The sequence below is a fragment of the Neobacillus novalis NBRC 102450 genome, assembly GCF_001591805.1.
Taxonomy (GTDB): Bacteria; Bacillota; Bacilli; order Bacillales; family Cytobacillaceae; genus Neobacillus; species Neobacillus novalis.
This window is the reverse complement of sequence record NZ_BCVP01000009.1, coordinates 17,512-41,364: the sequence shown is the minus strand read 5'-3', so window position 1 is coordinate 41,364 and position 23,853 is coordinate 17,512. Positions and strand designations below refer to the sequence as shown.

The following is a 23,853-nucleotide window of genomic DNA, read 5'->3' as shown; positions in this document are numbered from 1 at the left end:
AGTATATTTTGCATGAAGAATGGCTCGGAGTATTTCTCCAAGCCATTCTTCACTTTATTATTCGTTTTTTCTAAAAACGCTCGTTACCTGAAATAAAAGATTTTGGATTTAATGTTTAAATTTGGGTTAATTTTCTTCACACGCAGCTGATGTAAGTGACCAGAAATACTTTTGCCCGACCACCGCGGTGCCTCCATTATCTACGCACGATTCTAATGTGAGTTTGTTCGCTTGGTAATTATTTTTTATTTGAGTGATCCTAATAACCCCAACTGTTAGGATCGTGATGGTTACCATTATTGCGACTACCATATTTATTTTCTTTTTATTCAATACCGAGCTCCCCCTCACGAAAAAGTAAAACAGAGATAAGCATACTTACTATTCTTTCGATGCTCGCCGCAAAAATTCCTCTAAGTTTATTCAAAGTGGCAGGAAACCAGTTTTATTTTGAAAAGCATCACAGTGCTCCTTGACCCCCATTTTCTGAGAGGACGGGCACTCTGGATCGTTCACAGTGCCCATCGACCCCCATTTTCTGAGGGAACGGGCACTCTGGATTCTCCACGGGCCTAATTATTCTTTTTTATTACCGTATGGACTCATTTTCACGATCCACGGGCACAATTATAATTGAACTAACCTTTTACCAACAAACTCTCTGTCCCCCCCACGACATTAATTCCCTAAATTAAGGAAATCAATGCCGTGGCGCCCATAGCATGACTGAGACACCAATTAAACAAATAAAGGCGCCAATCCAGTCGTATGTATCAGGGGACTTTTTGTCAACGGCCCAGCCCCACAATACAGCAAGAATAATAAATACACCCCCATAGGCAGCATACACCCTTCCGAAGGTCGGGAATTTTTGAAGGGTTGGGATGATTCCATACAAAATGAGGATGATGCTGCCGATTATTCCATACCAAAATGATTTGTCTTCCCGCAGCCATAACCAAACTAGGTAACCGCCGCCAATTTCCGCTAATCCTGCAAAAATAAATAAAATAATCGAATTAACCATTTACTCCGCTCACCTCATCCAAAGATTTTCTTCACGTTAGGCGTTTATAGAGGGCTCACCCTGCCGATTGTCAAATCATCAATATTTCCTTAATATCATCCTCGGTAAGAGTAGAATTTATTTTCTCCTCAGAATCGATGATTTCTTCAATGAGATGGCGCTTTTTATCTTGAAGTTCATTCATTTTTTCTTCGATGGTTCCGCGGGCAACAAGCTTGATAACCTGAACGACATTTTTCTGCCCCATCCGGTGGGCCCGGTCGGCCGCTTGTTCTTCGACTGCTGGATTCCACCAAGTGTCATATAATATCACGGTATCCGCACTCATCAGATTCAGGCCCGTTCCGCCAGCTTTCAATGAAATTAGGAATAAATCGCGCTCTCCCTGATTAAATCGGTCACAGATTTCCACCCGTTCTTCTGCGGGTGTTGTTCCATCAAGGTAAAAGAAGGGCAGTCCTTTCGCTGTTAACGCCCTGCCAATGAGCTCAAGCATTTTCGTGAACTGGGAAAAAATTAACACCCTTCTTCCAGCAATCTTTGATTCATCGACGATCTGCAAGAGCTGTTCAAATTTCGCTGAGCTTCCTTTATAACCATCGACAAACAAGCCAGGATGGCAGCAAATCTGCCGAAGCCGCGTCAAACCAGCTAAAATTTTGATTCGATTTTTCCGAATCGTATCTTTGTCGAGGTGCTTCAACGTGTCATGCCTCAACTTCGCCAAATAAGCCGCATACAGCTTCTTTTGTTCGGGAAACAGCTCCACTGATTCCTGCGACTCAATTTTTTCAGGAAGTTCTGCAAGCACATCCTCCTTCAACCTGCGAAGTAAAAAGGGACGGATTCTTCGGGCAATGTTTTTCCTTGAAAGCTTACTAAATTCCTTTAAGCCGCGGAACAATTCAGGAAAGACAACGTGAAAAATCGACCACAGCTCCTCTGATGAATTCTCCACCGGTGTACCCGTAAGCGCGAAACGATGAACGGCCTGGAGCTTCTTCGCCGCCCGAGCGGTCTGCGTCAAAGGATTTTTAAATGCTTGGGCCTCATCAAAAAACACCGTATGAAACGATTGTTTCTCAAACCAGGTGATTTCCCTGCGTAATAACGGGTAGGAAGTGATCAGCACATCAATGTCTGTTACTTCCTTCAAAAGCTTGGACCTCTCTGCTTTATTTCCATCGATGACAACCGCTTGTAGCTCGGGTCCGGCAAATTTATTGATTTCATTCAGCCAGTTATACGTCACGGATGATGGGCAAACAACGAGGACTGGCTGCTTATTTTTGCGGATATCGGGAAGCACTGACACGACAAACGCGATGCTTTGGATCGTTTTTCCAAGTCCCATATCATCGGCTAATATCCCGCCGAATCCATAGTAGGCAAGGGTCTTCATCCATTTAAACCCGAGCTTTTGATAACTTTTGAGTATCGGATCTAAGCTCGTGGGCACCTCGAACTCCAAACGGCCGGGATGGTAAAGGTGATCAAGCAACTGCCGAAAGGATTCCTCCAGCTTAAAGGCATCCCTCACATCAACTGAATCAAGCAGTTGAAGACTCTTTTCAATCGGTAAATCTAAACCGCCTGCGATATCTTTACTTTCTATATGTGGTGACTGAAGAAAACGCTGAATTTCTTCCAATTCTCTTGTCTGGAGCGAGAGCAGCGAGCCATTTGGCAACCGATAATATTTTCGCTTTTCCTCTAAAGCTTCTAATATCTCGCGTATCTGTTTTTCCGGAATCCCGTCCATTTCAAATTTGAATTCAAGCCAATTGGTCCGTTCCTTTTTGACCCTTACTCTTATCTGTGGACGAGCATTTTCTCTAAAAATTCGATTTCTTACGGCCGTCGTTGCATAAATTTGAACCAGCTTTTGGAGCTTCGGAACGATATAATACAAAAACTCATACTCCAGTTCTTCATTATGCAAATAATAGCCGCCGTCTGTTTTGGCAAACGAGCTATCCTCGATTAGCTTGAGGATTTCTTCTTCCTTGTCCACATCCCTAACCATCATCGTGCCTGCCGGGAGTTCCCTGCTTTCCAATGGGTTAAGAACGATATTTTCGTAGTGAAACTCAAGTCCAGCTAAGAGACGATTCTTGACACGATCCAGGTAGAGCTTGGCGGACAACGGCGTCTTCATCCATTGCTTAGTTAAGCTTTCAGCGATGGAAACCTTACCTAACTTTTTTAATTCTTGGGCCACTTTTTCCAAAAAGAAAGGGAGCTGCTCATGGGGAATTGGAATTTGATCGGTTTCGGAAGCAGCGAGCATCTGTTTCAGGTCTAAAAGCCGTTTACAGTCCTGGCTTTCCAGCTGCTTTATTTTTCCTTCATATAAAACAGACCGATAGGCCTCGAAGACAATCAGCTGATGAAAGCCGTTCACCTTCAGCTGATAGCCCATTCCTTCCGTTTCTATAAAGTCAAACTGTAATGGCAGCGATTCATCTGTTAAGTGCATTCCTGCAAATGTTCGTCCATTAGATTCCAGCATTACTTGTGGTGCATTAAGCAGTAAAGGCAGCAGCTGTTCCCATGTAGTTGGCGGAATATGGAGTATCTGATGGTTTTCCTTCTCCACCCCAGCGTTACCATATACCCTTTGATCACGAATCACGTGGATGAGCTGCTGAATAACCACATCTGTTTCATTTTGAAAACAATGCAGACTGGGGTCGTACGTGAATGAAGCGGAAAGTAAGCAGCGTTTTCCTTCTCGCACTTGCTCCAAAAAAGCGCGGATATTTTCCACTTTAGTTGCCCCTAGCTTCATTTCTATCCCGAATAGGTATTGGCCGTTGCTGATTGCAACTGGTTTACAGGTAATTTCGACATCAAGCACTTTTCTTTTTTCAAAATGAAGCTGGTGACCGCTTGAGCGGACAGGCGGTTCAGAGAAAAGAGTCCTTAATCCTTCTGTCAGTCCCTGATTAGCTGACGTGGATGGAATGGTTCCTTGACGCTGATGGTCGTAAATTGCTATTAAAACAGCTGCAATATGCTGACAATCCTTAGAAAAAGATGCGAGCTTCGGACAGCTGCATTCCGTTAGAATATCTTCGTGGTCATCCGTCGCAATAGTTACATGGAACTTTTCCTCACCGATAACGGTTGCTTGACAACGATTAGGCTGATAGTCTTCAAAAGTTACTTTATCCGAACGATAAAAATAATCTCCTCGTTTGAAGGAGACCATGCCACACATTTCTTGAATGACTTTATGATTTAATCTAATGCTCACAAGGCTTGCTCCTTCCTTGAAGATTAATTTTTGCTATTACGATTGTACCATAAGTGCGAAGTTTTCTATTACATCTTTACACCAATTCCGACAATGGTACTTTTCGAGCCATCCCTATGAATTCAATTTCGAGTATTTTATCAATATACGGGCAAATTACAGTAAAAGGTATAGAAAGGAGTGTTGAATAGGTGAAAAGGTCTGTTTGGGTTATTATTGCGTCATTGTTTTTGATTGTTTCCGGGTGTACCACTACCCAAAAACCTTCTAAGAAAAATGAGGCGAAGTCGGAAATAAAAAAGGAAAACAAGGGAGAGGACAGCGCACAGCAGATGGATGATAGTAAGCCTAAGGATCAATTGGCTGGTACCGACTATCGTTCTTATCAGCATATGGCCTACAAAGCCAAGATTGCGCCAAAGTTTGCTGCCGATGAACTGACCAAACCTCCAGCTGGGAATTGGACAACAAATGGCGGAGATATTCATAATAGCAGATATTCTCCCCTGGAAAAAATCACAGCTTCAAATGTAAAAAATTTAAAAGTCGAATGGGTCACAAGCTTAGGTTCAGGTTTAGAATTTAAATATTCGGGTGAGGCGACTCCACTTGTCTATGATGGAGTCATGTTCACTACTACTGGAGCCAACCAAGTTCAAGCCCTTGATGCTAAAACAGGGAAAATGATTTGGGAATATCGCCCCGAGCTTGCTAAAGGGCTAAACACGGTCTGCTGCGGGTGGACAACCCGCGGGGTGGCATTAGGCGACGGAAAAGTCTTTGTAGGATTATTGGATGCAAGGCTGGTCGCTTTAGATCAAAAGACCGGGAAGGTGTTATGGGAAACAAGGGTGGATGATTGGGAGAAAGGCTATACCATTACAAGCGCTCCCCTCTACTATGATGGAAAAGTCTATACAGGTATCGCCGGCGGCGAGTATGCAATAAGAGGGTATGTAGCCGCCTATGACTCAGAGATAGGCCGACAAATTTGGCGAAGTTATACGCTGCCCGCTCCAGGAGCAAAAGGAAGCGAAACCTGGCCGAAGGATAGCAGGAACTGGTTGACAGGCGGTGCGCCAGTTTGGCAGACGCCAGCCATTGACCCGGAACTAGGGCTCATTTATTTTTCAACTGGGAATACATCCCCAGACCTGGATGGCAGCAAAAGGGAAGGTGATAATTTATTTGCCGACTCCATTTTAGCCCTTGATGTCAATACAGGCGAATACAAATGGCACTTCCAAGAGGTCCACCATGATATTTGGGATATGGATCCGTCCAACCCTGTTGTTCTATTTGATGTAAAGATGGGCGGACAGATGAAAAAAGGAATGGCCCAGGCCGGGAAAACTGGGTGGCTCTACATTTTAGATCGGACAACTGGGAAGCCGCTGATTGGGATTGAGGAAAAACCAGTCCCGCAAAATGCGAACCAAAAAACATCTCCTACTCAGCCATTTCCAGTTGGAGATGCCTTTGTACCGCAGGCAGTCACGGAGGAAGATGCTAAACGTGATCTGCCAAAAGATTTTAAAGGTGAGATTGGCAGTATCTTTACACCATTTTGGGATAAGCCGATGACCCTCAAACCGTCGCCTCAAGGGGGGGCGAACTGGCCGCCATCCGCCTATAACCCGAACACAGAGTATTTTTACGTATTGGGTAATGACAATTATTTTGCTTATGCCCATTACGGGGAAGAGGAAAAGGATCGGTTTACAGAAGGGAAAGAGTATATCGGCAGTGTCTGGCAGCCGGTAGAAAAGGCCCCAAGCCGCGGCACCGTGACCGCACTCGACATTAAAACGAATAAAATCGTTTGGCAAAAGAAGTGGGATGCCATCGCCTACAGCGGTCTTTTAACAACTAAAGGAAATCTGGTATTTACCGGGCATAATGACGGGCGGATTATTGCCTATGATGCCGCTAAGGGTGATCAGTTATGGGAATTTAAAATGGATGCCGGTGCAAACGCCCCGCCAATCACCTATGAAGTTGATGGAAAGCAGTATATCTCCATCTTCGCTGCTGGAAATTCACTGGCAGGATCAAAACATGGTGATAAAATCTATACCTTCTCATTAGAGGGCAAATATGGATCTGTCAAGGATATTCCTAAGGATAAAATCAATACATCACCGGTCAAGAATAATGCCGCTAAAACAGAAAAGCAGCAAGCTGCGGATAAAAATAAAACCAAAAAAGAAGATAACACCACGGCAGCAGGAGAAACTGTCTATAAAAACAATTGCTTGGCCTGCCATGGTGCAGAAGGAGCGGGTGGACATAATGGTCCAAATTTACAGCAGACAAAAATGGATCTGGATGCCATCATTAAACAAGTGACAAATGGGAAAGGCCAGATGCCTCCTTTTAAAGATACGTTGAGTAAGGAAGAAATTCAAGCAGTTTCCAAGTATGTAAAGAGCCTTGGCGGCGGGTAATGCAAAAAAGGTAATCGTCCTATTTTTATGGACGATTACCCTTTTGATTATTTTTTATTAGTAGATGCCTTTTCTGTTAATGAAAGATGAATTAAACGGTCATCTTTAACTGTTGGTTTCCCGCGTTTATCACGGTTACTGGTAATCGTATACAACTCATTGTTCTCTACCAGCACATCCCTTAATCTGCCGGCATCTCCGTAAAACTCTTGAAATTGTTTATTGGCCAGATCATAGGTAAATATTTTCTTGCCAGCTAATGAAGCTACAAAGAGTTTTCCATCATTAAAAGCCATACCTGATGGCGCCCAAGTTTCGTAACCGGATTGAATCAATGGCTTCATCATGTCCTTTGCTTCTTCATCCCCTTGAATAACAGGCCATCCATAGTTCTTCCCTGCTTGAATCAGGTTAATTTCATCATGACCTGATTCTCCATGTTCTGAACTATAGAGGTTTTTACCATTATCCCATGCTAATCCCTGTGGGTTACGATGACCATAAGAGTAAATATACGAGTTTTTAAATGGGTTGTCCGCCGGGATACCGCCATTTACATTCATTCTTAAAATTTTTCCGGCTAAACTGTCAAGTTTTTGTGCATTGCTCGACTGGCCAACATCACCTGTAGTGGCATATAACATTCCATCAGGGCCAATTTTAATCCGGCCGCCGTTATTTACCATCCCGCCTGGAATCCCATCTAAAAGGACTTTTTCTTCCTTCCACGTATGGTCTTTCAGTTTGAGCGAAATGATTCGGTTTAGCGTCTTACCGTCTTTCTTATAGGTATGATAAGCAAATGCCATCTTTGTTGTCGCAAAATCAGATGCTAACGTGAATCCAAGAAAACCGCCTTCTCCTTCATGGAAAATATCCTCAGAAACCTTTACATTCTGCACATCTACTAAGCCAAGATTTCCGTCAATTTGAATGACCGAACCTTCCCGCTGACTTAAGAAAATCCAACTGCCATTTTTGTTAATCGTCCATGGGATATTCAAGTGATTCGCATTGACACTCCCATCATCCGAAACCGCTACCTCTACCGCCCTTTTGATTACCTCATTGGCATCCTGCTGAAAGGAACCCTGTTTTTTACCGGCATCACCTGCGTCGTCTTTATCATTCCAAAACAATGCAATCCCAAGCCCTGCAGCCAAAACAACACCCAGCACACTAAAAAATACTAACTTTTTCAAAATACCACCTCAAAATAATAATTTTCTCCAACAGTGTAGACAAATTTCGGATTATTTAAACACTTTCGAAAAGATATGCCTTACCCTCGGTCAGTTAAATGGGCAGGCACCAATAGTTAAGAGGTTTTGTCTATTGACCGTGGTTCACATCTTTAGTATCTGTTTCCGTCCTTTCGGATGAACCAGAAGCAGGTCTACGGAACTAATCTTGGGTCAATATTCTAGGAGAGAATAACTGTTTTGTTGAAAATTTACATTAGCTTAATATTCTAGATAATTTCTCAGATTATAATAGGGTCGTCATCATAAATGAAGAGGAGCGACATAATGAGAAACATATTTTTTAAGAGGTTTTTTAATTTACTAGTTATTGCTGCGCTGGTTCTACCAATCTTCTCTAGTATTTCCATTCGTGCGCATGCAGAAGACACGGTGTCTGTTAAATTGCTTTCTGTAAACGATTTACATGGAAAAATTGATGTAACAGGAGCAGTTAATAATGAGAATTATGGTCGCGCAGATTATTTGGCTACTTACTTAAAAGCTCGTAAAGCAACCAATCCAGATAACACGCTGATTATCCATTCCGGAGATATGATTGGTGGAAGTTCTCCAGTTTCAGCCTTGCTCCAAGATGAACCAACTGTTGAAATCATGCATGCGATCGGATTCGATGTAGGGACTGTGGGTAACCACGAATTTGATGAAGGTACACAAGAACTCCTCCGGATGATCCATGGCGGAGACCATCCTAACGGAACAAAGGGATACAAAGGGATGAACTTTCCAGTTGTTGCTGCTAACGTGGAATACAAAGATACCGGAAAGCTCGTATTTGATCCCTATGCCATTAAAGAAGTGGGTGGTGTAAAAATAGGCTTTATTGGTGTAGCCACGGTTGAAACACCTAATATGGTAATGGCTACTGGTATTCAGGATATTCGTTTCACGGATGAGGTAGCAGCGGTTAATAAATATACAGAAGAGCTAAAAGCGCAAGGAATTAAAGCCATTGTCGTTTTAGCTCATGTTCCAGGAGATCAAAGCGGCGAAACGGCAACAGGTCAAATTGCCAAATTAGCGAAGAGCGTAGATGACGAGGTAGATGTTATTATTGCTGCCCATAACCATGTGAAACTTAATGCGATTGTAGACAATAAGCTTATTGTCCAAGCCTGGGAATATGGTAAAGCTTTTGCCGACATTGATTTGAAAATTGATCCTGCGACAGGTGATATTGTTGAAAAACAAGCGGAAATTGTTGATGTTATTCAACAAGGTGTAACTCCCGATCCTGAAGTCAGTGCCATTTTAGCCAAATATCATGAAATGGTCGGGCCAATATTAAATGAAGTAGTTGGAGTTGCCTCCGTTCCAATGAATGGCGGCTATCCGATAAAAGGTATTATTGGTGACAATGCGCTAGGAAACTTGATTGCAGACGGAATGAACTATGAAATGAAGTCTGATTTTGCGTTAATGAACGGTGGAGGAATCCGCGATGTTCTCGGTAAAGGCGAAATTACTTGGGAGAATCTTTTCAATATCCAGCCCTTTAATAACACTTTGGTAAGTGTCACCATTCCAGGGTCTGCATTGGAACCGATTTTAAATGCTCAAATTTCATCCTATGGACCGGACGTTTCCATTGGCGGTTTCTCTTATACTTGGAATAGTGCAACAAACAAAGTAGTGAACATCTATCTTCCAGATGGAACGCCAATTGATAAAAATAAGACGTATTCACTTACGGTCAACAATTATATGTACGAACATGCGACTGATAAATATAAAATTCGTCAATATGGCAAAAACCCAATTCAAGGACCTGAGGATTTACAAGCCACTGTAAATTTCGTGAAAAGCATGAATGGTCCAATCCATTTTGCAGCGGAAGGAAGAATATCGGAAGATACCAAAGCCCCTGAACTAGCGGATGCGAAATTACCTGATGCCGACTTCAGAAACGGGTCCTATCTTCATGATGTTACCATTGCCTTGGAAGCAACAGACGCAGGTATCGGAGTTTCGCATATTGAGTATAGCCTTGATAACGGTGTCACTTGGAACCGTTATGAAGATGGGCTTACTGTAAATATAGAGGGTAAAAACACTGTTCTATATCGCGCGATTGATAAGGTGCATAATGTTTCAGAGACAAAAACCTTAGAAGTATTCATTTCATCTGCAACAATCGAAAATACGATTACTTTAGTGCAACAAGCAAAGGGGAATAAAGGAATCAAAACTTCCCTTATCGCTCAATTGGAAAACGTAATAAAAACATTTGAAAAAGATAAGGAAAATAAAGCTTATCAATCTCTAGAAAAAATCTACTTGCGTATTAGCCAGCTCCCAAATAAGCACTTGGAAGAAGTGGATAAAAAAGAAATCATGTTCATGCTCCAATACATCATTGAACATCGAACAGCAATTAGCGGAGATGAGTTCCCTGCCTTAAAAGCAAGTTAGTTTAGACATAAAAACAGCGGTTTTCTTCTATAAAGAAGACCGCTGTTTTTTTTGTTGAAAGTAGGTTAACTTCGGTCATGATTTTTGGTAAAATCATCTAAATAGGTTAGGAGGGGATTTCCATGATTACATATCCACATTTAAAGAACGGAGCGACAATAGGGGTAACGGCACCTTCTTCAGGAGTACCTACTGAATTACACGAACTCGTCAAACTCGCATGCAGCCGACTAGAGCAGAAAGGTTTTCAAGTTACTTGCGGCGAGACTGTATGGTCGCAATACAAGGCAAAATCTGCACCTTCGGTAACACGGGCAGCTGAATTTAATGCGCTGATGGCTGACAGTGACACCGACATCATCATTCCCCCATGGGGCGGCGAGTTATTGATGGAGATCCTTGAACATATTGACTATGAAAATATTAAAAATAAGTGGGTATTAGGCTATTCCGATATTAGCGGCTTACTCTTAGCCATCACTTTGAAGACAGGTATCGCAACCGCTCACGGGACAAACTTAATTGATTTACGAGGAGAATTTTCAGACGAAACTACAGCCATGTGGGAGTCGGTATTATCAACGGAAACGGGTGAATCTGTCCTACAACATTCCTCGGATCAATATCAGAAGGAATGGAATCACGCTGATCCCTCTCCTTGTGTTTTTCATTTAACAGAAAAAACTCAATGGAAAACAGTCTCAAATCGTAATGTTAAGATACAAGGTCGTTTACTAGGTGGATGTATTGATATCATCAGACATCTAATCGGAACACCGTTTGGTGATGTTCAAAGATTTAGAAATCAACATATCAATGGAGAACCTGTTATTTGGTATTTGGAGAACTGCGAAATGAACACTGCAGATTTACGGAGGTCATTGGTACAAATGAAATTAGCCGGCTGGTTTGACCATTGCTCAGGCTTGATGTTTGGCAGAAGCCCAGCAAATACACCGGTTAATAACTATACGGTTGAGGATGTTTACCAAGATCTTGTTGATGAACTCGACATACCGATTATTTACGACATTGATTGCGGCCACGTTCCGCCGCAAATCACCTTCATCAATGGTGCTTATGCTGAGGCCGAGGCTGCAGAAGGAAAAGGAACCGTTTTGCAATATTTCCGGCCATAATGGAACTTCGTGTGGAATGCATCCGTAAAGAAAGGCAACTCCCCTCAGGGCGTTGCCTTTTTATGTCCAAAATTAAAAGGTGGATTCATGTTATTTCTGATTTCCCTGTTTTTCATATAAGTAAAAGATATAGTCTGTAGATGGGCCAGGATACCCTAATTGACGGAGCATAGCCGTAATATTTCCCCTATGGTAGGTGCCGTGATTGACCACATGCTGGGCCAATTCTGAAATCCGTGTTTCCAGTTGACCAAACGCCGGATGTTTAAGTGTCTTATTGGCATTCAAATCCTCATGACTGCTTAGAAAATCAATATATTGCTCCGAGAATTTCAAATACTTGCTTTCCATTTCTTCGAGTGTTTTATTTTCCATCTCCGCAGAATACTTTCCAATAATTTGTTGAATTTCCTCATAGTTTTTATCAGACATCGCACACAACCATACTACATCTGTTTTAAAAAGATGGATCACAACCTGTTCCAAACTTGAAAACACACTTTTTACTTCCTGTTGATAAACTTCACTAGGCAATTCTTTTAAGTGGTTAAAAACCCGCTTATTCGCCCAAACATGGTAATCATACAAACGCAGCGTATCCTGTTTCATTGAATAAACACCTCTATTATTATGGTCTATTTATTAAAGAACTTCTTTTCATCAATAAGTACGTATTCAAACAACTTAAGCCCAGCACTTTACTGGGCTCTATTTTCTACAACCCAAGGGGGGATATAAGTTAGTCGTTTTCTTGCGTTAAATAGTTTCACATAATTAAAAATCTTCAAATGTTTCAGGTCACTTTCTTTCATTTCCCCGTTTGAAATTCCCTGTCGCTTTCGCCAAGATCAGTTGAACTGCTTCTTTGTCTTCGGCATTTTGAATTTTATTAAAAAATTTTTCAGCGTCTTTTCCTCTTAATGTTTTAATCTGCTTACCAAAATAATCGAGAAAGACTGTATTATTTTTTGTAACGCGATAGCTAAAAGGTTCATCGTCCAATCGATTTCTTTTATCAATATTGGCCATTTATTAACCTCCAGATTGTATTCTATTTTATATTTTCTCTAAGAGCGATGTATTTCCCTCTTTTTAGAAAGCGTAATTAAAATAGTTGCACGAAAAGTATGAATAGAGTATTCTATATACATAGAATTTCTACATATATAGAATACTTATATACAAGGAGATCTGATGATGGAAGATGAGCAAGTAAGAGTTTTTGATACCAATCGGAATCCTATTGGAGTAGCAACTAGGAAGGAAGTCCACCGACTCGGACTATGGCATGAGTCTTTTCATTGCTGGATTGTTAGCCGTGAAGAAGAAATCGATTATCTTTATTTGCAGCTTCGATGTGAACTGAAAAAAGACCATCCGAATCTGTTCGATATTACCTCAGCAGGACATTTATTAGCTCATGAATCGGCATTGGATGGCATTAGAGAGATCAAAGAAGAATTAGGAATTGATGTTACTTTTTCAGAGCTTATACCGTTAGGAATCATCAATTATTGTGTCAACCATGAGGACTTAATTGATAATGAACTTGCACACACATTTTTATATAAAAAGAATCTGGCTTTTGATGTATTTAGCTTACAAGAAGAAGAAGTTTCAGGTGTCATCAAACTGAAGTTTACTGATTTTATTGACCTTTGGACAGGAGCTAAACAAAACGTACACATAAAAGGATTTGAGATTGATCCAAATGGGCAAAAATTAGTTATTGATAGAATGGTTGGGACAAATTCTTTTGTCCCGCATGGGCTATTATATTATGAAACGATTATTCAATTGATACAAGAAAAACTAAATGAACGACGCTAACCCGTATTACGTTGATTCAAAATGGCGAACAGTACTTGATGCTGTTCGCCTGATTTGTTATCAGAGCCCTCATCGGAAGCTAAAGATATTTATTCTTTTATAAAGCACCCGTTGAACAAGCACATACTCCATTCTTATTAGGTAAACACTATTGATTGAGGTGAATCTAATGCTAATTTAAAATCGTTTCTTGCATTATATCTTTTAACAGCCATTCAACCTACCGAAAACCAAAGTTTAGTTCGGTTGCTAAATGTTTTTCATCAAATGAAAATGGAAATGCGTTCTCCCTTTGACAATCTTGAACTTGGTTTAATGACTTGTTCATTTAATTGAATCGTTCCTTTTTCAATCTTTTCTATGATCTGTGATCGACTCCAATCCTCAATTTGGTTTGCAAGCACTTTATCAATTCGATGTTTTCCTCTCACATCATCTAGTACAATGTGTATCACCTTTACTCCTTGTTCTGCCAAGCTTGTCATTGGAATGGCTGACATAATTGAAGATTCTTCTTTCTGCTCCTCAATTTCAGCAACATGCTCTGAGAACGTTTTATAAATAGCTAACTTTTTGTTCCACGTGTGATTTTTTTCGCATTTATAAATCGCATATTTGTATATGCTTTTTCCGTTTGCGTTATGCCTTCGCACATTGGTGTCCGTAAAAACCGATAATTTGCCACACATTTTGCAGTGCTTCTTTACAGCTCGTTCTGGTATTTGAGAAAGTTTCCAGTGGAGTGTTATATTTAACATAAATCCTTCACCTCTTAATAAGATAAAGGAACGCAAGCATCTATTTGGATATCTTGCAGCACAGTATAAAATTAAATTGAAAAAATTAAAAAGGAGATCCTACACAAGGACCTCCTTTCGCATCGAGACTACAGGGTTGCTTGGTTCCTTTGTAATGAGAAAAATGGGCATACTACCCCCTGAGAAAAAAACATTGTTTTTTGAGGGTGATGCTATCCAATTTATTGATCATTACAAAGTAAATTTTGGCATACGTGTTCTCCTGTATCCTTTCTATCCAAATAGAGTTATTCTCATTTTACCGCATACTTATATTTAAATGCAATCGTTTACATTTCTCTCTCCCAAGTAACTCCTCAAAATCCCGTTAGACGGCCTTCCTTATCTTTTCTCACTATTCTGCCCGTTCGTGCAACGCTGCAAAAACTTGAAAAGAAGCTTGATGATGAATTAAGAGTGGTTTACTTCCTTCGATAATATTGCTTACAAGAATTCATTAACATCACAACCAAGTACTTTTATTCTAAATCAAGTGTTTTGCCTGTTTCTACTAATGTCTTTGTGTTACTAAGGATCATCCACCATGCAGCATCAGTGTTCTCGTAAAGAGGATCTCCTTTCTGCCATTGGTCATGAATGAAGGTTAACTTCGTACACGCGCCTACTGGCTCAAGCAGATAGGAAATTCTAGATTCAAATTCCTGTTTATCATCTTTCGTGTACGACTTTCCAGCAAAGTGGGTAAAACGTAGTACTTGATTTGGGACATGCTCTAATACATTCCCATAAACATGAACCGTTTCATCGCCATCAGCCCCCGGGCCAATGTATTCCAACAGATCTCCAACTTGAAAGGTGGATCGGATCACGCTTCCACAATAAATTTGTTTTGTTCCCTCCGGCGAGATTAATGCCTTCCATACTTCCTCTGGACTTCCGCCAATATAAAATACATACTTCAGATCCTTCATCAAAAAAATCCCTCCTCATTATTGTACTACCATTCCATCATAAACAAACTTCACTGACATATACGGTCAGTGAAGTTAAAAGTTTTGATAATGTTTTACTAATTCTGAAGTGACCGTTACCATTTTCTCTTTTAAAAATAACGGTTCTAGAATCTTTATGGCCCTTCCATAGGGAAGAAGATAGTAGGGTACATAAGTATTGATCGATTGCTCATCGATCCTAAAATGAGCATGATTTTCCGATCGACGGGTAAGTGCATGACCAAATAACCAATGCTGACACAAATCATCGAGGGCATGCGCATGTCCTTCAATATGAATAGAAATCAACTGTTCAGGCTGATCTAAATCAGGCAAAAGTCCATTTAGAAAAAAAGAACGTGCTGAAAAATCTTTTGGACGATCAAATTCAATACCTGAACGAGATAGACTCACAATCCGATTTACACGAAAGCTGCGTATTTCAAGGCGGAGGTGACAATAGGCGATGACATACCAATTTCCTTTCCAATAAATAAGACCATAAGGATCAATACTGCGAGATTGAGGTGTGCTTTCATTTCCCTTTTGATACTCCATTAATAGTGCTAAACCTTCTGCTACCGATTCCTCTATTTCTTGGAGCAGCGATTCCAATTCAGAATTCGCTGGAGGCTGAATCACATCAAACCCTTTTTCATGACGATTAACATAATCCAATTGTTCTGGATTTGTATACTTTTTTAGCTTTGTGATTGCCCCATTCAAAGCCTCACTAAATGGATACCCTGCCTCTGATGCAAAACTTGCTGCATGAACCATCGCTTTTTGCTCGTCTACATCAAAAAATAGCGGTGCTTTTGTAAACTCATGGAGCATACTGTAGCCTCCATTATGACCCGCATCCGAAATAATTGGAACTCCGCTGGCACACAAGGCATCGATATAACGGTACACCGTGCGGATATTAATCTCTAATTCTTCCGCTAGTTGCTTGGCTGTCATACGTTTTCCAGTATTGAGCAACCATAGTATAGAAAGCATATTTACAGCCTTGGTCATGAGTTATTTAGTCCCTTCTACAGCAACTTTGGCAATTTTCAAGTGAGCCACTTATGGCAATTATTAGATAAATGCTGTAACTCGTCTAGAAATGTACTAGCGTGATAACCATCGCAAACAGCATGATGCACTTGTAATGAAATAGGCAATAACGTTCTATCTTCCAGATTAAAACATTTTCCCCCTGTAATGATAGGTAATAAAAAGTCGCCATCATTATTAATATTTAGGTTAAATCCAGTAAAACTAACCCATGGAATACTGGATATAGGAAAGGAATTTTTAGGTTCGTTTTCTTTCGTAAAAAGACCCTTAACATCTGCGTATTGTTTTATATCCTCTTGATAGTTTTTATAAAAGACACAAAATTCATTTGAGAACTCAGTCCAAATGCTAGAGAATGTTTTGTTATCATCATGGAAGATTGTATAACTAGGAATCATTTGATCCCAATACCCCAGAACTCCCTCATCATTAAAACAGGTTCTAAATTCCGGATGAGAATTTACTGTTTTACTTACCATATATATAAAGCTCGGGTATAGTTTAATCCCCTTGTTGCGCAGGTGTTCTAATAATGTTGTGATGTCTATATTTGCTGAAATGCTAAACGTACACTTTTGATTTAAATAATACTCGAAATACTGATTTCTATCCCAATTTTCTCTATCAATTAAATTAAACTTCATTTTATTAGCCTCCTAAAATTGTATTTATGAATTTTCGGAGGCTATTTATCTGTTTTCACCAAACCGATCACCTCTAAATGCCTCTAGGTATTACTGGCCCCAATATTTGATTTAATACGTGATTACTTTATTTATTTGGACATCCATTCATATTGAATATCAGGTAAATTCTCTTCATTTTCATGTCCGCTGCCAATCTTTTTAAATCCATGTTTTTCGTAAAATCGTTGTGCCTTTTCATTTACTTCAAATGTATATAATGTTAATCTCCCACTTGATTGTTCTTTTGCTTTGCCTAGTAATGTTTTACCTATTCCGATTCCTTGATAATCATTATGAATATAAAGCTGGCTTATTTCCCTTTCATTATAGGCAATCATTCCAACTACTTTTTCGTCAATTAACGCTAAATCTATTTGAAACTGTTCAGGTAATATAGATTTTAAAAAATATAGGTGATTTTCAAAGCTATGAATTTCTTTCTGGCCAATAGCCTGTTCCTTACTATCGCGCCACATTTCCACTGTCTGTTCAGCATACTTGGGATTATACTGGGTTATTGTGAATTTGTGGTGGTTCAATAACTTTTTTAAAATTTCACCAGGTAGCCCTTCGATTTTACAAATCTTCTCTGATGTAAATCCTTGCTTTATTAAAATTTTTCTAGAGGGGATATTTTCTGGGTCAATAATCGCCTTCAGAATGCTCAATTTCGTTTGCTTAGATAATTCAATTAGTTTTTTTGCAATTTCACTACCATATCCTTTACCCCAATATTCAGGTAGTATCATATAGCCAATTTCAGCTTCTTCGATTTCGTTTTCATTTAATGTTAAATGTCCAAGCCCAATAAATTCATTGGTTACACTATTGTAGACTTTATATGAGCCATATAGCTCATATTTTTCATTACGTTTTATTAATTTTTGATAGTTTACTTGAGCCTCTTCTAATGGAATTGCTCGTTCGGTAATTTGAGCCATAACTTGTTTATTCGATACTAGTTGAAAGTAATCCTTGAAATCTGTTGCTTCAAATTTCTTAAAAATTAGTTGATGCATTTTATCCCTCCAAACTGCCCTTTACTTAAACATCCATTCTTAACGATTTGTATTCCTTGTCATTCCCACAGAAAATTTCTTGAATCCAACAGATTCATAGTAGGATTCCAAGCTTTCTGCACACATTAATTGGGGAATGACGCGATTGTGCTCACAATGTGCAACCATTCGATGCAGCATTTCTTTGCCGATACCTTTGGACTGAAAACTCGGCAGAACACACACGCCACAAATAATTCCGGTAATTACACCATCAGAAATAATGCGTCCCATCCCTACCAACTTTTGTTGATCAAACGCATAAATAGCATACCAGCTTTGAGTACACATTTTTTCCAAATCATTAATGGTTAAGTGTAATGAATTCCAGCCTAATTCTTCATATATGGTTAATAATTGCGTAAAATCTTCAGGGCGTTCGATTGTATATTTTATAGTTCCTTCCACACAAAAATCTCCTTAATTCGTTTTTTTAATCGAAAGAAAGTAAAATATACCTCCAAGCATCCAATAAGGCTCCCAAAAGACTAATCTCCAAAAGGTTGCGTACCTATCTAAATCAAAATTTAAAACACCGATTTTACTAAGCGATATTGTTATGAAGTTAAATAAACCATATAAGAAAAGTAATAGACCACAAATCTTTGTTATGAAATAGAGGGTTGTTTGAATCCGAGAATTTCTCCATTTAATTAACAATAGCAAGAGCCATACGACTCCGAGCAATTTGATGAATCCAGTTATCCAAACTATTTTTACAAACGATGGCACTGGGTTTAATGCCATTTCATAAATGGCTCCTCCAAGGGATCTAACACCAAACATGCCTCCCATTGCCCAGTAGAAACTCAAGCCGGAAAAAAGAATCGTCCATATCACCCCAAAAGACAATATCCACTTTTTAGTTTCCATAAAATTGCTCCTCGTTAAAATGGCAATATTTTAAACAACTTATTTGAGAAAGCCTTCATTTTCTAATTTCATAGTTTACATACCATCCACCAGCTCTTTTTCAATATTATATCAAGTTATAGATTTTTTTAATCCATGCCGCATATTAGTATACGGAATTTTCACAATACTTTAACGGTATCTCAAGAAGAAAAAAACGTTTACATAATACATTTAAGGGGACTTACTATTTAAGGATGCGAAACATACTTCGCACCCCTCTATGATTTGTGATTTCATAATTTCCAAAATGTTTACCTTTTTAACATCTATCCTTAACAACTACTTCATTATTTCTTAATATGTTCAGTTTACAATGGCATTGTATGAACCATTCCTTATGAAGGGAGGAATCTGAATGTTTTTAAAAAAACTGGCTGAGAGAAAACTTGTCACAATTGACTATGATAAAAATGGTATTTTACAAACTATTAAAGGACGTGTCTATCGCCTAAATTTACGTGAACAAATTCTTTCGATGAAAGATGAACAGCAAAATTCATTCTCCATCCGTTTATCCGGTATTAGAAAAATTTATTAACTTTTTTATACCATTTTCTAAGCACTATCCATTTTGAACATTTATTATAATCACTTGCTCGTTTCCCTGCGAATGACTGGCGCAACCTCCGTTGCTAATCGTTCAATGTTCTCGGCCACTTTTTTATATGGCATTCCGCCTATGTCCATTTGGGCAATAAACCGCTGATGCCCGAAAAGCTCGTATTGACGGAGGATTTTTTCAATAATTTGTTGTGAGCTTCCGACAAATAAAGCCGTTTCTGGCGCTGACAGGTGTTCAAAATCAGCTATGGACATCCTTGTCTCCATTCCACCTTGGGGATTGAGGTATCCCCAATAATTTGAATAATAAGGAAAGAATTCGTTTTTAGCCTTTTGCGTCGTTTTCGAAATAAAGGTATGGCCTGATACTCCAACTTTCAAATCTTCAAGACTATGTCCAGCTTGACTTGCAGCTTGTCGGTAAATGTCCACTAGTGGCTTAAACCGGAGTGGATCGCCTCCAAGTATCGCTAATGCTAAGCCCGTACCTAATCTCCCCGCACGTGCTGCACTTTCCGGAGTGCCTCCAACCCCAACCCATAATGGAATTTGACTTTGCACTGGCCGCGGTGCAATTTCAGCATCACTTAATCCTGAACGAAAATGGCCGTTCCAGGTAATTTTCTCAGACGCATTCAACTTCAGAAAAAGCTCAATATTTTCTTCAAACAATTCATCATACTGACTCAAGTCGTACCCAAACAAAGGAAATGATTCGATAAACGCCCCACGCCCTGCAATGATTTCAGCCCGACCATTTGATACGAGATCGAGTGTCGCAAAATCCTCGAATAAACGGACAGGGTCAACGGTATTTAAAACCGTCGTAGCACTTGTCAGTTTTATTTTCTTTGTAACTTGTGATAGGGCCGACAACACAACCGGCGGCGCTGAAACTGCATAATCCAGACGGTGGTGTTCACCAACACCGAATACGTCTAACCCTGCCTCGTCTGCCATTTTCCCCGCTTCAATAATCTCCACAATCCGCTGTCTTGCACTAATTTTGTTCCCTGTTTGCGGATCTGCTCCTAAATCAGCTAGTGTATAAATCCCTATTTCCATACTGGATTGTTTCGTTTTCGACTCTTTCTTCATCTTTCTCTCTCCTAACATTTGCATTGTGACTGAATTGCTTACAACTATCATATGCTTCAAAAAGCAATCATCTCGAGTTTATAATAATCAAATCGAGATAAAATTTTTGTAACAATAGCAGAAGATTCATCTCAAATGAAATAAGGGAAATGTTATTCACATTACTGATGGTTTCCGGAGTACCTGAGAAATTGATTGGGGATAAAAGAAGCGTATCCTCCCTTTTTAAAGAAGGACTCTAAACGGTCTCATCATGACATAATCCTCATGCTCCAAGATATGACAGTGCCATACATACAATCCTGTGTAAGGTCCAAATTTCATAATTATCCGAGTAACCTGATTAGAATAGGCGATGACGGTATCCTTCCGCCCTCTTTCTTGTGGAGTCGGAGGCATTGCAAGGCCGGTGTAATCGAGAATTCCCGTCTGTTTATATTTTTCTACATCAAAAGCTCTGCGATCTATAACTTGAAAATCGATTAAATGAAGATGAATCGGGTGTGTATCGTTTGTTAAGTTGAGGAGATACCATACTTCTGTCTGTCCTAATTTAGGGTTTTCGGTTATCGGGGCATCCCAATCTTGATCATTGAGCAGCATTAATTCTCGACCATATGAATCAATTCTTCTTGTTAAGGTGAGAAACCTAAACTTTGAGGCTGTCTGCACTCTCCTTTTCGGAAAAGGCACCATGAAAGACGGAATCTCACTCGTATCCTTGCCTGAAAGCGGCAGAACCACTCGAAATTCCATTACTTTTCCAACCGTATTAGAATCTACTGGCTCACCATCTGGAAACGGAAATGGGGCATCATTTGTCATGACGATTCTTTTTCCTTCAAAATTAGTGAAATCAATGATCACTTCTACACGTTCTGCAGGTGCCAATAGGATTTCTTTGATTCCAATCGGGTGTTCAATTAATCCACTATCTGTTGCAATATGGTAAAGAAGCTGCTCCGAATCCAGCTTAAGCCTGTAAAAACGGGTATTCGATCCATTTAACAGCCGGAAACGGTATTTACGGGGTTCCACGTTGAAATAGGGCCATACTTTCCCATTCACCACGATGGCATCTCCTGAAAATTCAGGTATGATAGAGGTATCTAATTCATGCACCGGATTTTTGGGCTGTTTCGGATAAGAAAGCGAACCATCTGGATGAAAGGATTTATCTTGGATAATCAGCGGAATATCAAATTTTCCACTTGGTAAATTTAATTCACGTTCCCGTTGATCTCTTATCAGATAAAATCCTGCTAATCCCGCGTACACATTGAGCCTGGTAATCCCGATAACATGATCATGATACCAGAGAGTGCAGGCTGGCATAAAATTATCATAGCGATAGATCTCCTTTGAAAAATGAGGTCCTACTTGCTCAAACCCTTTCGTGAACCAAGCTTCCGGATATCCGTCGCTTTCCGACTCAACGCTTGCACCGTGCAGATGAATGACCGTTCTGACTTCTGGAACACCCAAGTGGGCACCGTGAACTGTATGGTCGACCGGCAGCAAATGCTTATCTGGCAAGTTGCTGATCCACTTTACAAAAACTTTTTCACCACTTTCAACCTCAAAGGTTGGACCTGGATACACACCTTCAAATCCCCAAACTGTTGTTTCAGGCAGGTCACGATGGAGGGATTGCTGGAACTGCGTCATATTCACTTCATAATAAGTATGGAATCGATCTTTCTGACGAGGTTTTAAAACAGAAGGCACAGGAAGTTCATCAACAAATTTTGAAAGATTCATATGTCCGCTCCTAATTATACAAATAGTTACCATCACTTTATGTTAAAAAAGCAACCAATATCACAATTCATGATTAACTTCTAATTTGTCACCTACACCTTCTGGGACATTGCTTCAAAGTATTTTGTAACATAATCCGATATAAAGAAGATTGTTGTATAAATAAAGCCAATAATTAATGCGATTATTAAAAAATCATTTGCCTGCCCGCCATTTAATTTCTCATAAATGAAAAATATAGCTACACAAATTAATGAACAAACAATGTGTTTTAGGTAAGATACCCATACTTGTTGACGATTATTGGAATGTTCAATGATTAGAGATGAGATAACTCCAACTACAAAAGTAAATGGTACAGTAACAGTACTTGCTACCCAACCAACTAAAAAGTACTCATTTGGCCCAGAATTGAAAAACAATGGCAAAATGAAAAATCCTATTACTGAAGTAATAACTGCGGCTAATATTATTCGTGCAAGCATATAATTCTCCCCCTTATGCTAAAGATTCAATTCCCACTCACCTTATTTTACCATATACCCGCTATAATATTTTAAATTTTCATTCTTTTTGCAGTAAAAACCGGTTGAGAAATCCTTCATTTTATGATTGGATTAAGAATAACAAGGGGGGATCGGTATGAATGGGAAAATGAGACTCATTACGGCCACGCTCATATTTGGGAGTATTGGAGTTTTTGTCAAAAAGATTGATCTGACTTCAAGTGAAATTGCGTTTTTAAGAGGAGTAATCGGCAGTATATTCCTGCTTCTTGCTAGTTTCTTAGTCAAACATAAGCCATCTTTAAAAGCATTAAAAGAAAATGCCATTCTACTGCTGTTATCAGGCGCAGCTGTTGGATTTAATTGGATCTTTCTTTTTGAGGCTTACCGGTATACAACGATTTCCAATGCCACGATTAGCTATTACTTTGCACCGATCTTTGTGATGATGTTAGCACCATGGCTTTTGAAAGAAAAGCTGACGAGTGTGAAGGTTGTCTGTATCATTATGGCAATGAGTGGTTTGTTTTTAATCGTGAATAATGGGTCTAGCGGTACAAGCGGTTCACAGAATCATACAGTAGGTATTTTCTATGGCCTTTTAGCGGCAGCATTCTATGCAAGTGTGGTGTTAATGAATAAATTCATCAAAAATTTGTCTGGGTTTGAAACTACGTTAGTGCAATTAATGGCCGCGGCGACGGTTCTACTTCCTTACGTATGGTGGCAGAGTCATCTAAATTTTGCTGGTATAAACTCAACCTCCATTATTTTTATCTTGATCTTAGGGATTGTACATACAGGGTTAGGTTATTTTTTATATTTTACTTCGCTTCAAAAACTAAAAGGGCAAACAATTGCGGTTCTCAGCTATATCGATCCGATTTCCGCCGTCATTATTGCTGCGATTTTCTTAAGCGAGAGCATGACTTTTATTCAGATGTTTGGCGGTGTCCTTGTCCTAGGGGCGACTTTTTTAAGTGAAAAACTGGAGATAAAAGCAGGAAAAAAAGGGCAGAGCCCCACTACCTCCCCCTAACTTATCAAGAAAAAAAGGCGGACAGCAATGATTCTGTA

At 39.6% G+C, this 23,853-nt stretch carries 22 protein-coding genes and 1 pseudogene; 6 read left to right on the top strand and 17 right to left on the bottom strand.

From position 1 onward, the window contains the following. Positions 1–126: 126 nt before the first annotated feature. The 3 genes from BANVL01_RS06045 to BANVL01_RS06035 all read right to left on the bottom strand — a co-directional run bounded on the left by BANVL01_RS06045 (position 127) and on the right by BANVL01_RS06035 (position 4,286). Positions 127–312, bottom strand: a complete 186-nt coding sequence (locus tag BANVL01_RS06045) for a hypothetical protein (RefSeq protein WP_169803138.1) — start codon at positions 310–312, stop codon at positions 127–129. A gap of 388 nt (positions 313–700) precedes the next feature. Then, complete coding sequence (locus BANVL01_RS06040) at positions 701–1,027, bottom strand: YnfA family protein (RefSeq protein WP_066083107.1); 327 nt, start codon at positions 1,025–1,027, stop codon at positions 701–703. A gap of 70 nt (positions 1,028–1,097) precedes the next feature. Further along, positions 1,098–4,286: a DEAD/DEAH box helicase gene (locus tag BANVL01_RS06035; RefSeq protein ID WP_066083105.1), complete on the bottom strand. Its 3,189-nt coding sequence runs from the start codon at positions 4,284–4,286 to the stop codon at positions 1,098–1,100. A gap of 191 nt (positions 4,287–4,477) precedes the next feature. Between BANVL01_RS06035 and BANVL01_RS06030 the strand changes: the two genes are divergently transcribed. Then, positions 4,478–6,733 carry an outer membrane protein assembly factor BamB family protein gene (locus tag BANVL01_RS06030; RefSeq protein WP_066083102.1) on the top strand — a complete coding sequence of 752 codons (2,256 nt, stop codon included), beginning with the start codon at positions 4,478–4,480 and terminating at the stop codon, positions 6,731–6,733. A gap of 47 nt (positions 6,734–6,780) precedes the next feature. On the opposite strand, the gene BANVL01_RS06025 is transcribed toward BANVL01_RS06030, so the two are convergent. After that, positions 6,781–7,935, bottom strand: a complete 1,155-nt coding sequence (locus tag BANVL01_RS06025; protein ID WP_066083098.1) for a PQQ-dependent sugar dehydrogenase — start codon at positions 7,933–7,935, stop codon at positions 6,781–6,783. Positions 7,936–8,262: 327 nt separating this feature from the next. On the opposite strand from BANVL01_RS06025, the gene BANVL01_RS06020 reads away from it, so the two are divergent. Continuing rightward, the gene (locus BANVL01_RS06020) at positions 8,263–10,407 is read left to right on the top strand and encodes a bifunctional metallophosphatase/5'-nucleotidase (protein ID WP_066083097.1); all 2,145 of its coding nucleotides are present in this window, start codon (positions 8,263–8,265) and stop codon (positions 10,405–10,407) included. A gap of 122 nt (positions 10,408–10,529) precedes the next feature. Then, on the top strand, positions 10,530–11,546 hold the full coding sequence (locus BANVL01_RS06015; protein WP_066083095.1) for a S66 family peptidase: 1,017 nt from the start codon (positions 10,530–10,532) through the stop codon (positions 11,544–11,546). A 90-nt stretch (positions 11,547–11,636) separates the two neighbouring features. Here the strand turns inward: BANVL01_RS06015 and BANVL01_RS06010 are convergent, their stop codons facing one another. Together BANVL01_RS06010 and BANVL01_RS06005 are read right to left on the bottom strand one after the other, a co-directional pair. Then, positions 11,637–12,155 carry a DinB family protein gene (locus tag BANVL01_RS06010; RefSeq protein WP_066083093.1) on the bottom strand — a complete coding sequence of 173 codons (519 nt, stop codon included), beginning with the start codon at positions 12,153–12,155 and terminating at the stop codon, positions 11,637–11,639. A gap of 189 nt (positions 12,156–12,344) precedes the next feature. Further along, positions 12,345–12,575, bottom strand: coding sequence for a hypothetical protein (locus BANVL01_RS06005; RefSeq protein WP_066083091.1), 231 nt, complete (start codon positions 12,573–12,575; stop codon positions 12,345–12,347). A gap of 168 nt (positions 12,576–12,743) precedes the next feature. Between BANVL01_RS06005 and BANVL01_RS06000 the strand changes: the two genes are divergently transcribed. Next, on the top strand, positions 12,744–13,376 hold the full coding sequence (locus tag BANVL01_RS06000) for an NUDIX hydrolase (protein WP_066083089.1): 633 nt from the start codon (positions 12,744–12,746) through the stop codon (positions 13,374–13,376). Positions 13,377–13,639: 263 nt separating this feature from the next. Here BANVL01_RS06000 and BANVL01_RS05995 read toward each other — a convergent pair whose 3' ends face one another. The 8 genes and pseudogenes from BANVL01_RS05995 to BANVL01_RS05960 all read right to left on the bottom strand — a co-directional run bounded on the left by BANVL01_RS05995 (position 13,640) and on the right by BANVL01_RS05960 (position 18,808). After that, the gene (locus BANVL01_RS05995; protein ID WP_066083087.1) at positions 13,640–14,134 is read right to left on the bottom strand and encodes a S4 domain-containing protein; all 495 of its coding nucleotides are present in this window, start codon (positions 14,132–14,134) and stop codon (positions 13,640–13,642) included. 518 nt (positions 14,135–14,652) lie between these two features. After that, the gene (locus tag BANVL01_RS05990) at positions 14,653–15,105 is read right to left on the bottom strand and encodes an SRPBCC domain-containing protein (RefSeq protein WP_066083086.1); all 453 of its coding nucleotides are present in this window, start codon (positions 15,103–15,105) and stop codon (positions 14,653–14,655) included. A gap of 75 nt (positions 15,106–15,180) precedes the next feature. Beyond that, positions 15,181–16,146: a helix-turn-helix transcriptional regulator gene (locus BANVL01_RS05985; protein WP_066083084.1), complete on the bottom strand. Its 966-nt coding sequence runs from the start codon at positions 16,144–16,146 to the stop codon at positions 15,181–15,183. A gap of 38 nt (positions 16,147–16,184) precedes the next feature. Further along, complete coding sequence (gene catA, locus BANVL01_RS05980; RefSeq protein ID WP_066083082.1) at positions 16,185–16,835, bottom strand: type A chloramphenicol O-acetyltransferase; 651 nt, start codon at positions 16,833–16,835, stop codon at positions 16,185–16,187. A 131-nt stretch (positions 16,836–16,966) separates the two neighbouring features. Further along, positions 16,967–17,416, bottom strand: coding sequence for a GNAT family N-acetyltransferase (locus BANVL01_RS27980; protein ID WP_066096088.1), 450 nt, complete (start codon positions 17,414–17,416; stop codon positions 16,967–16,969). A gap of 9 nt (positions 17,417–17,425) precedes the next feature. Further along, a pseudogene (locus BANVL01_RS27975) lies at positions 17,426–17,896 on the bottom strand (GNAT family N-acetyltransferase); the annotation flags it as partial. A gap of 39 nt (positions 17,897–17,935) precedes the next feature. After that, complete coding sequence (locus BANVL01_RS05965; protein WP_066083080.1) at positions 17,936–18,343, bottom strand: GNAT family N-acetyltransferase; 408 nt, start codon at positions 18,341–18,343, stop codon at positions 17,936–17,938. Positions 18,344–18,355: 12 nt separating this feature from the next. Continuing rightward, positions 18,356–18,808 carry a DUF3995 domain-containing protein gene (locus BANVL01_RS05960; RefSeq protein WP_066083078.1) on the bottom strand — a complete coding sequence of 151 codons (453 nt, stop codon included), beginning with the start codon at positions 18,806–18,808 and terminating at the stop codon, positions 18,356–18,358. A gap of 397 nt (positions 18,809–19,205) precedes the next feature. On the opposite strand from BANVL01_RS05960, the gene BANVL01_RS05955 reads away from it, so the two are divergent. Next, complete coding sequence (locus BANVL01_RS05955) at positions 19,206–19,388, top strand: hypothetical protein (RefSeq protein WP_066083077.1); 183 nt, start codon at positions 19,206–19,208, stop codon at positions 19,386–19,388. A gap of 50 nt (positions 19,389–19,438) precedes the next feature. Here the strand turns inward: BANVL01_RS05955 and BANVL01_RS05950 are convergent, their stop codons facing one another. The 3 genes from BANVL01_RS05950 to BANVL01_RS05940 form a co-directional block, all read right to left on the bottom strand. Then, positions 19,439–20,509 (bottom strand): LLM class flavin-dependent oxidoreductase, encoded by a 1,071-nt coding sequence (locus BANVL01_RS05950; RefSeq protein ID WP_066083075.1) that lies wholly within the window; start codon positions 20,507–20,509, stop codon positions 19,439–19,441. A 225-nt stretch (positions 20,510–20,734) separates the two neighbouring features. Beyond that, positions 20,735–22,270: a multicopper oxidase family protein gene (locus BANVL01_RS05945; protein ID WP_066083073.1), complete on the bottom strand. Its 1,536-nt coding sequence runs from the start codon at positions 22,268–22,270 to the stop codon at positions 20,735–20,737. A gap of 92 nt (positions 22,271–22,362) precedes the next feature. Beyond that, positions 22,363–22,755, bottom strand: coding sequence for a hypothetical protein (locus BANVL01_RS05940; RefSeq protein WP_066083071.1), 393 nt, complete (start codon positions 22,753–22,755; stop codon positions 22,363–22,365). Between the two features lie 157 nt (positions 22,756–22,912). Between BANVL01_RS05940 and BANVL01_RS05935 the strand changes: the two genes are divergently transcribed. After that, positions 22,913–23,815, top strand: coding sequence for a DMT family transporter (locus BANVL01_RS05935; RefSeq protein ID WP_066083070.1), 903 nt, complete (start codon positions 22,913–22,915; stop codon positions 23,813–23,815). Positions 23,816–23,853 lie beyond the last annotated feature (38 nt).

Bases quoted from the DNA above. Each gene is read 5' to 3' on its own strand.
- BANVL01_RS05990 (WP_066083086.1), bottom strand. From the start codon at position 15,105: ATGAAGGATCTGAAGTATGTATTTTATATTGGCGGAAGTCCAGAGGAA.
- BANVL01_RS06000 (WP_066083089.1), top strand. From the start codon at position 12,744: ATGGAAGATGAGCAAGTAAGAGTTTTTGATACCAATCGGAATCCTATT.
- BANVL01_RS05950 (WP_066083075.1), bottom strand. From the start codon at position 20,509: ATGAAGAAAGAGTCGAAAACGAAACAATCCAGTATGGAAATAGGGATT.
- BANVL01_RS06020 (WP_066083097.1), top strand. From the start codon at position 8,263: ATGAGAAACATATTTTTTAAGAGGTTTTTTAATTTACTAGTTATTGCT.
- BANVL01_RS05960 (WP_066083078.1), bottom strand. From the start codon at position 18,808: ATGGAAACTAAAAAGTGGATATTGTCTTTTGGGGTGATATGGACGATT.
- catA (WP_066083082.1), bottom strand. From the start codon at position 16,835: ATGAAGTTTAATTTAATTGATAGAGAAAATTGGGATAGAAATCAGTAT.
- BANVL01_RS06040 (WP_066083107.1), bottom strand. From the start codon at position 1,027: ATGGTTAATTCGATTATTTTATTTATTTTTGCAGGATTAGCGGAAATT.
- BANVL01_RS05985 (WP_066083084.1), bottom strand. From the start codon at position 16,146: ATGACCAAGGCTGTAAATATGCTTTCTATACTATGGTTGCTCAATACT.
- BANVL01_RS06015 (WP_066083095.1), top strand. From the start codon at position 10,530: ATGATTACATATCCACATTTAAAGAACGGAGCGACAATAGGGGTAACG.
- BANVL01_RS05955 (WP_066083077.1), top strand. From the start codon at position 19,206: ATGTTTTTAAAAAAACTGGCTGAGAGAAAACTTGTCACAATTGACTAT.
- BANVL01_RS05945 (WP_066083073.1), bottom strand. From the start codon at position 22,270: ATGAATCTTTCAAAATTTGTTGATGAACTTCCTGTGCCTTCTGTTTTA.
- BANVL01_RS05935 (WP_066083070.1), top strand. From the start codon at position 22,913: ATGAATGGGAAAATGAGACTCATTACGGCCACGCTCATATTTGGGAGT.
- BANVL01_RS05995 (WP_066083087.1), bottom strand. From the start codon at position 14,134: ATGTTAAATATAACACTCCACTGGAAACTTTCTCAAATACCAGAACGA.
- BANVL01_RS06005 (WP_066083091.1), bottom strand. From the start codon at position 12,575: ATGGCCAATATTGATAAAAGAAATCGATTGGACGATGAACCTTTTAGC.
- BANVL01_RS05940 (WP_066083071.1), bottom strand. From the start codon at position 22,755: ATGCTTGCACGAATAATATTAGCCGCAGTTATTACTTCAGTAATAGGA.
- BANVL01_RS06045 (WP_169803138.1), bottom strand. From the start codon at position 312: ATGGTAGTCGCAATAATGGTAACCATCACGATCCTAACAGTTGGGGTT.
- BANVL01_RS06010 (WP_066083093.1), bottom strand. From the start codon at position 12,155: ATGAAACAGGATACGCTGCGTTTGTATGATTACCATGTTTGGGCGAAT.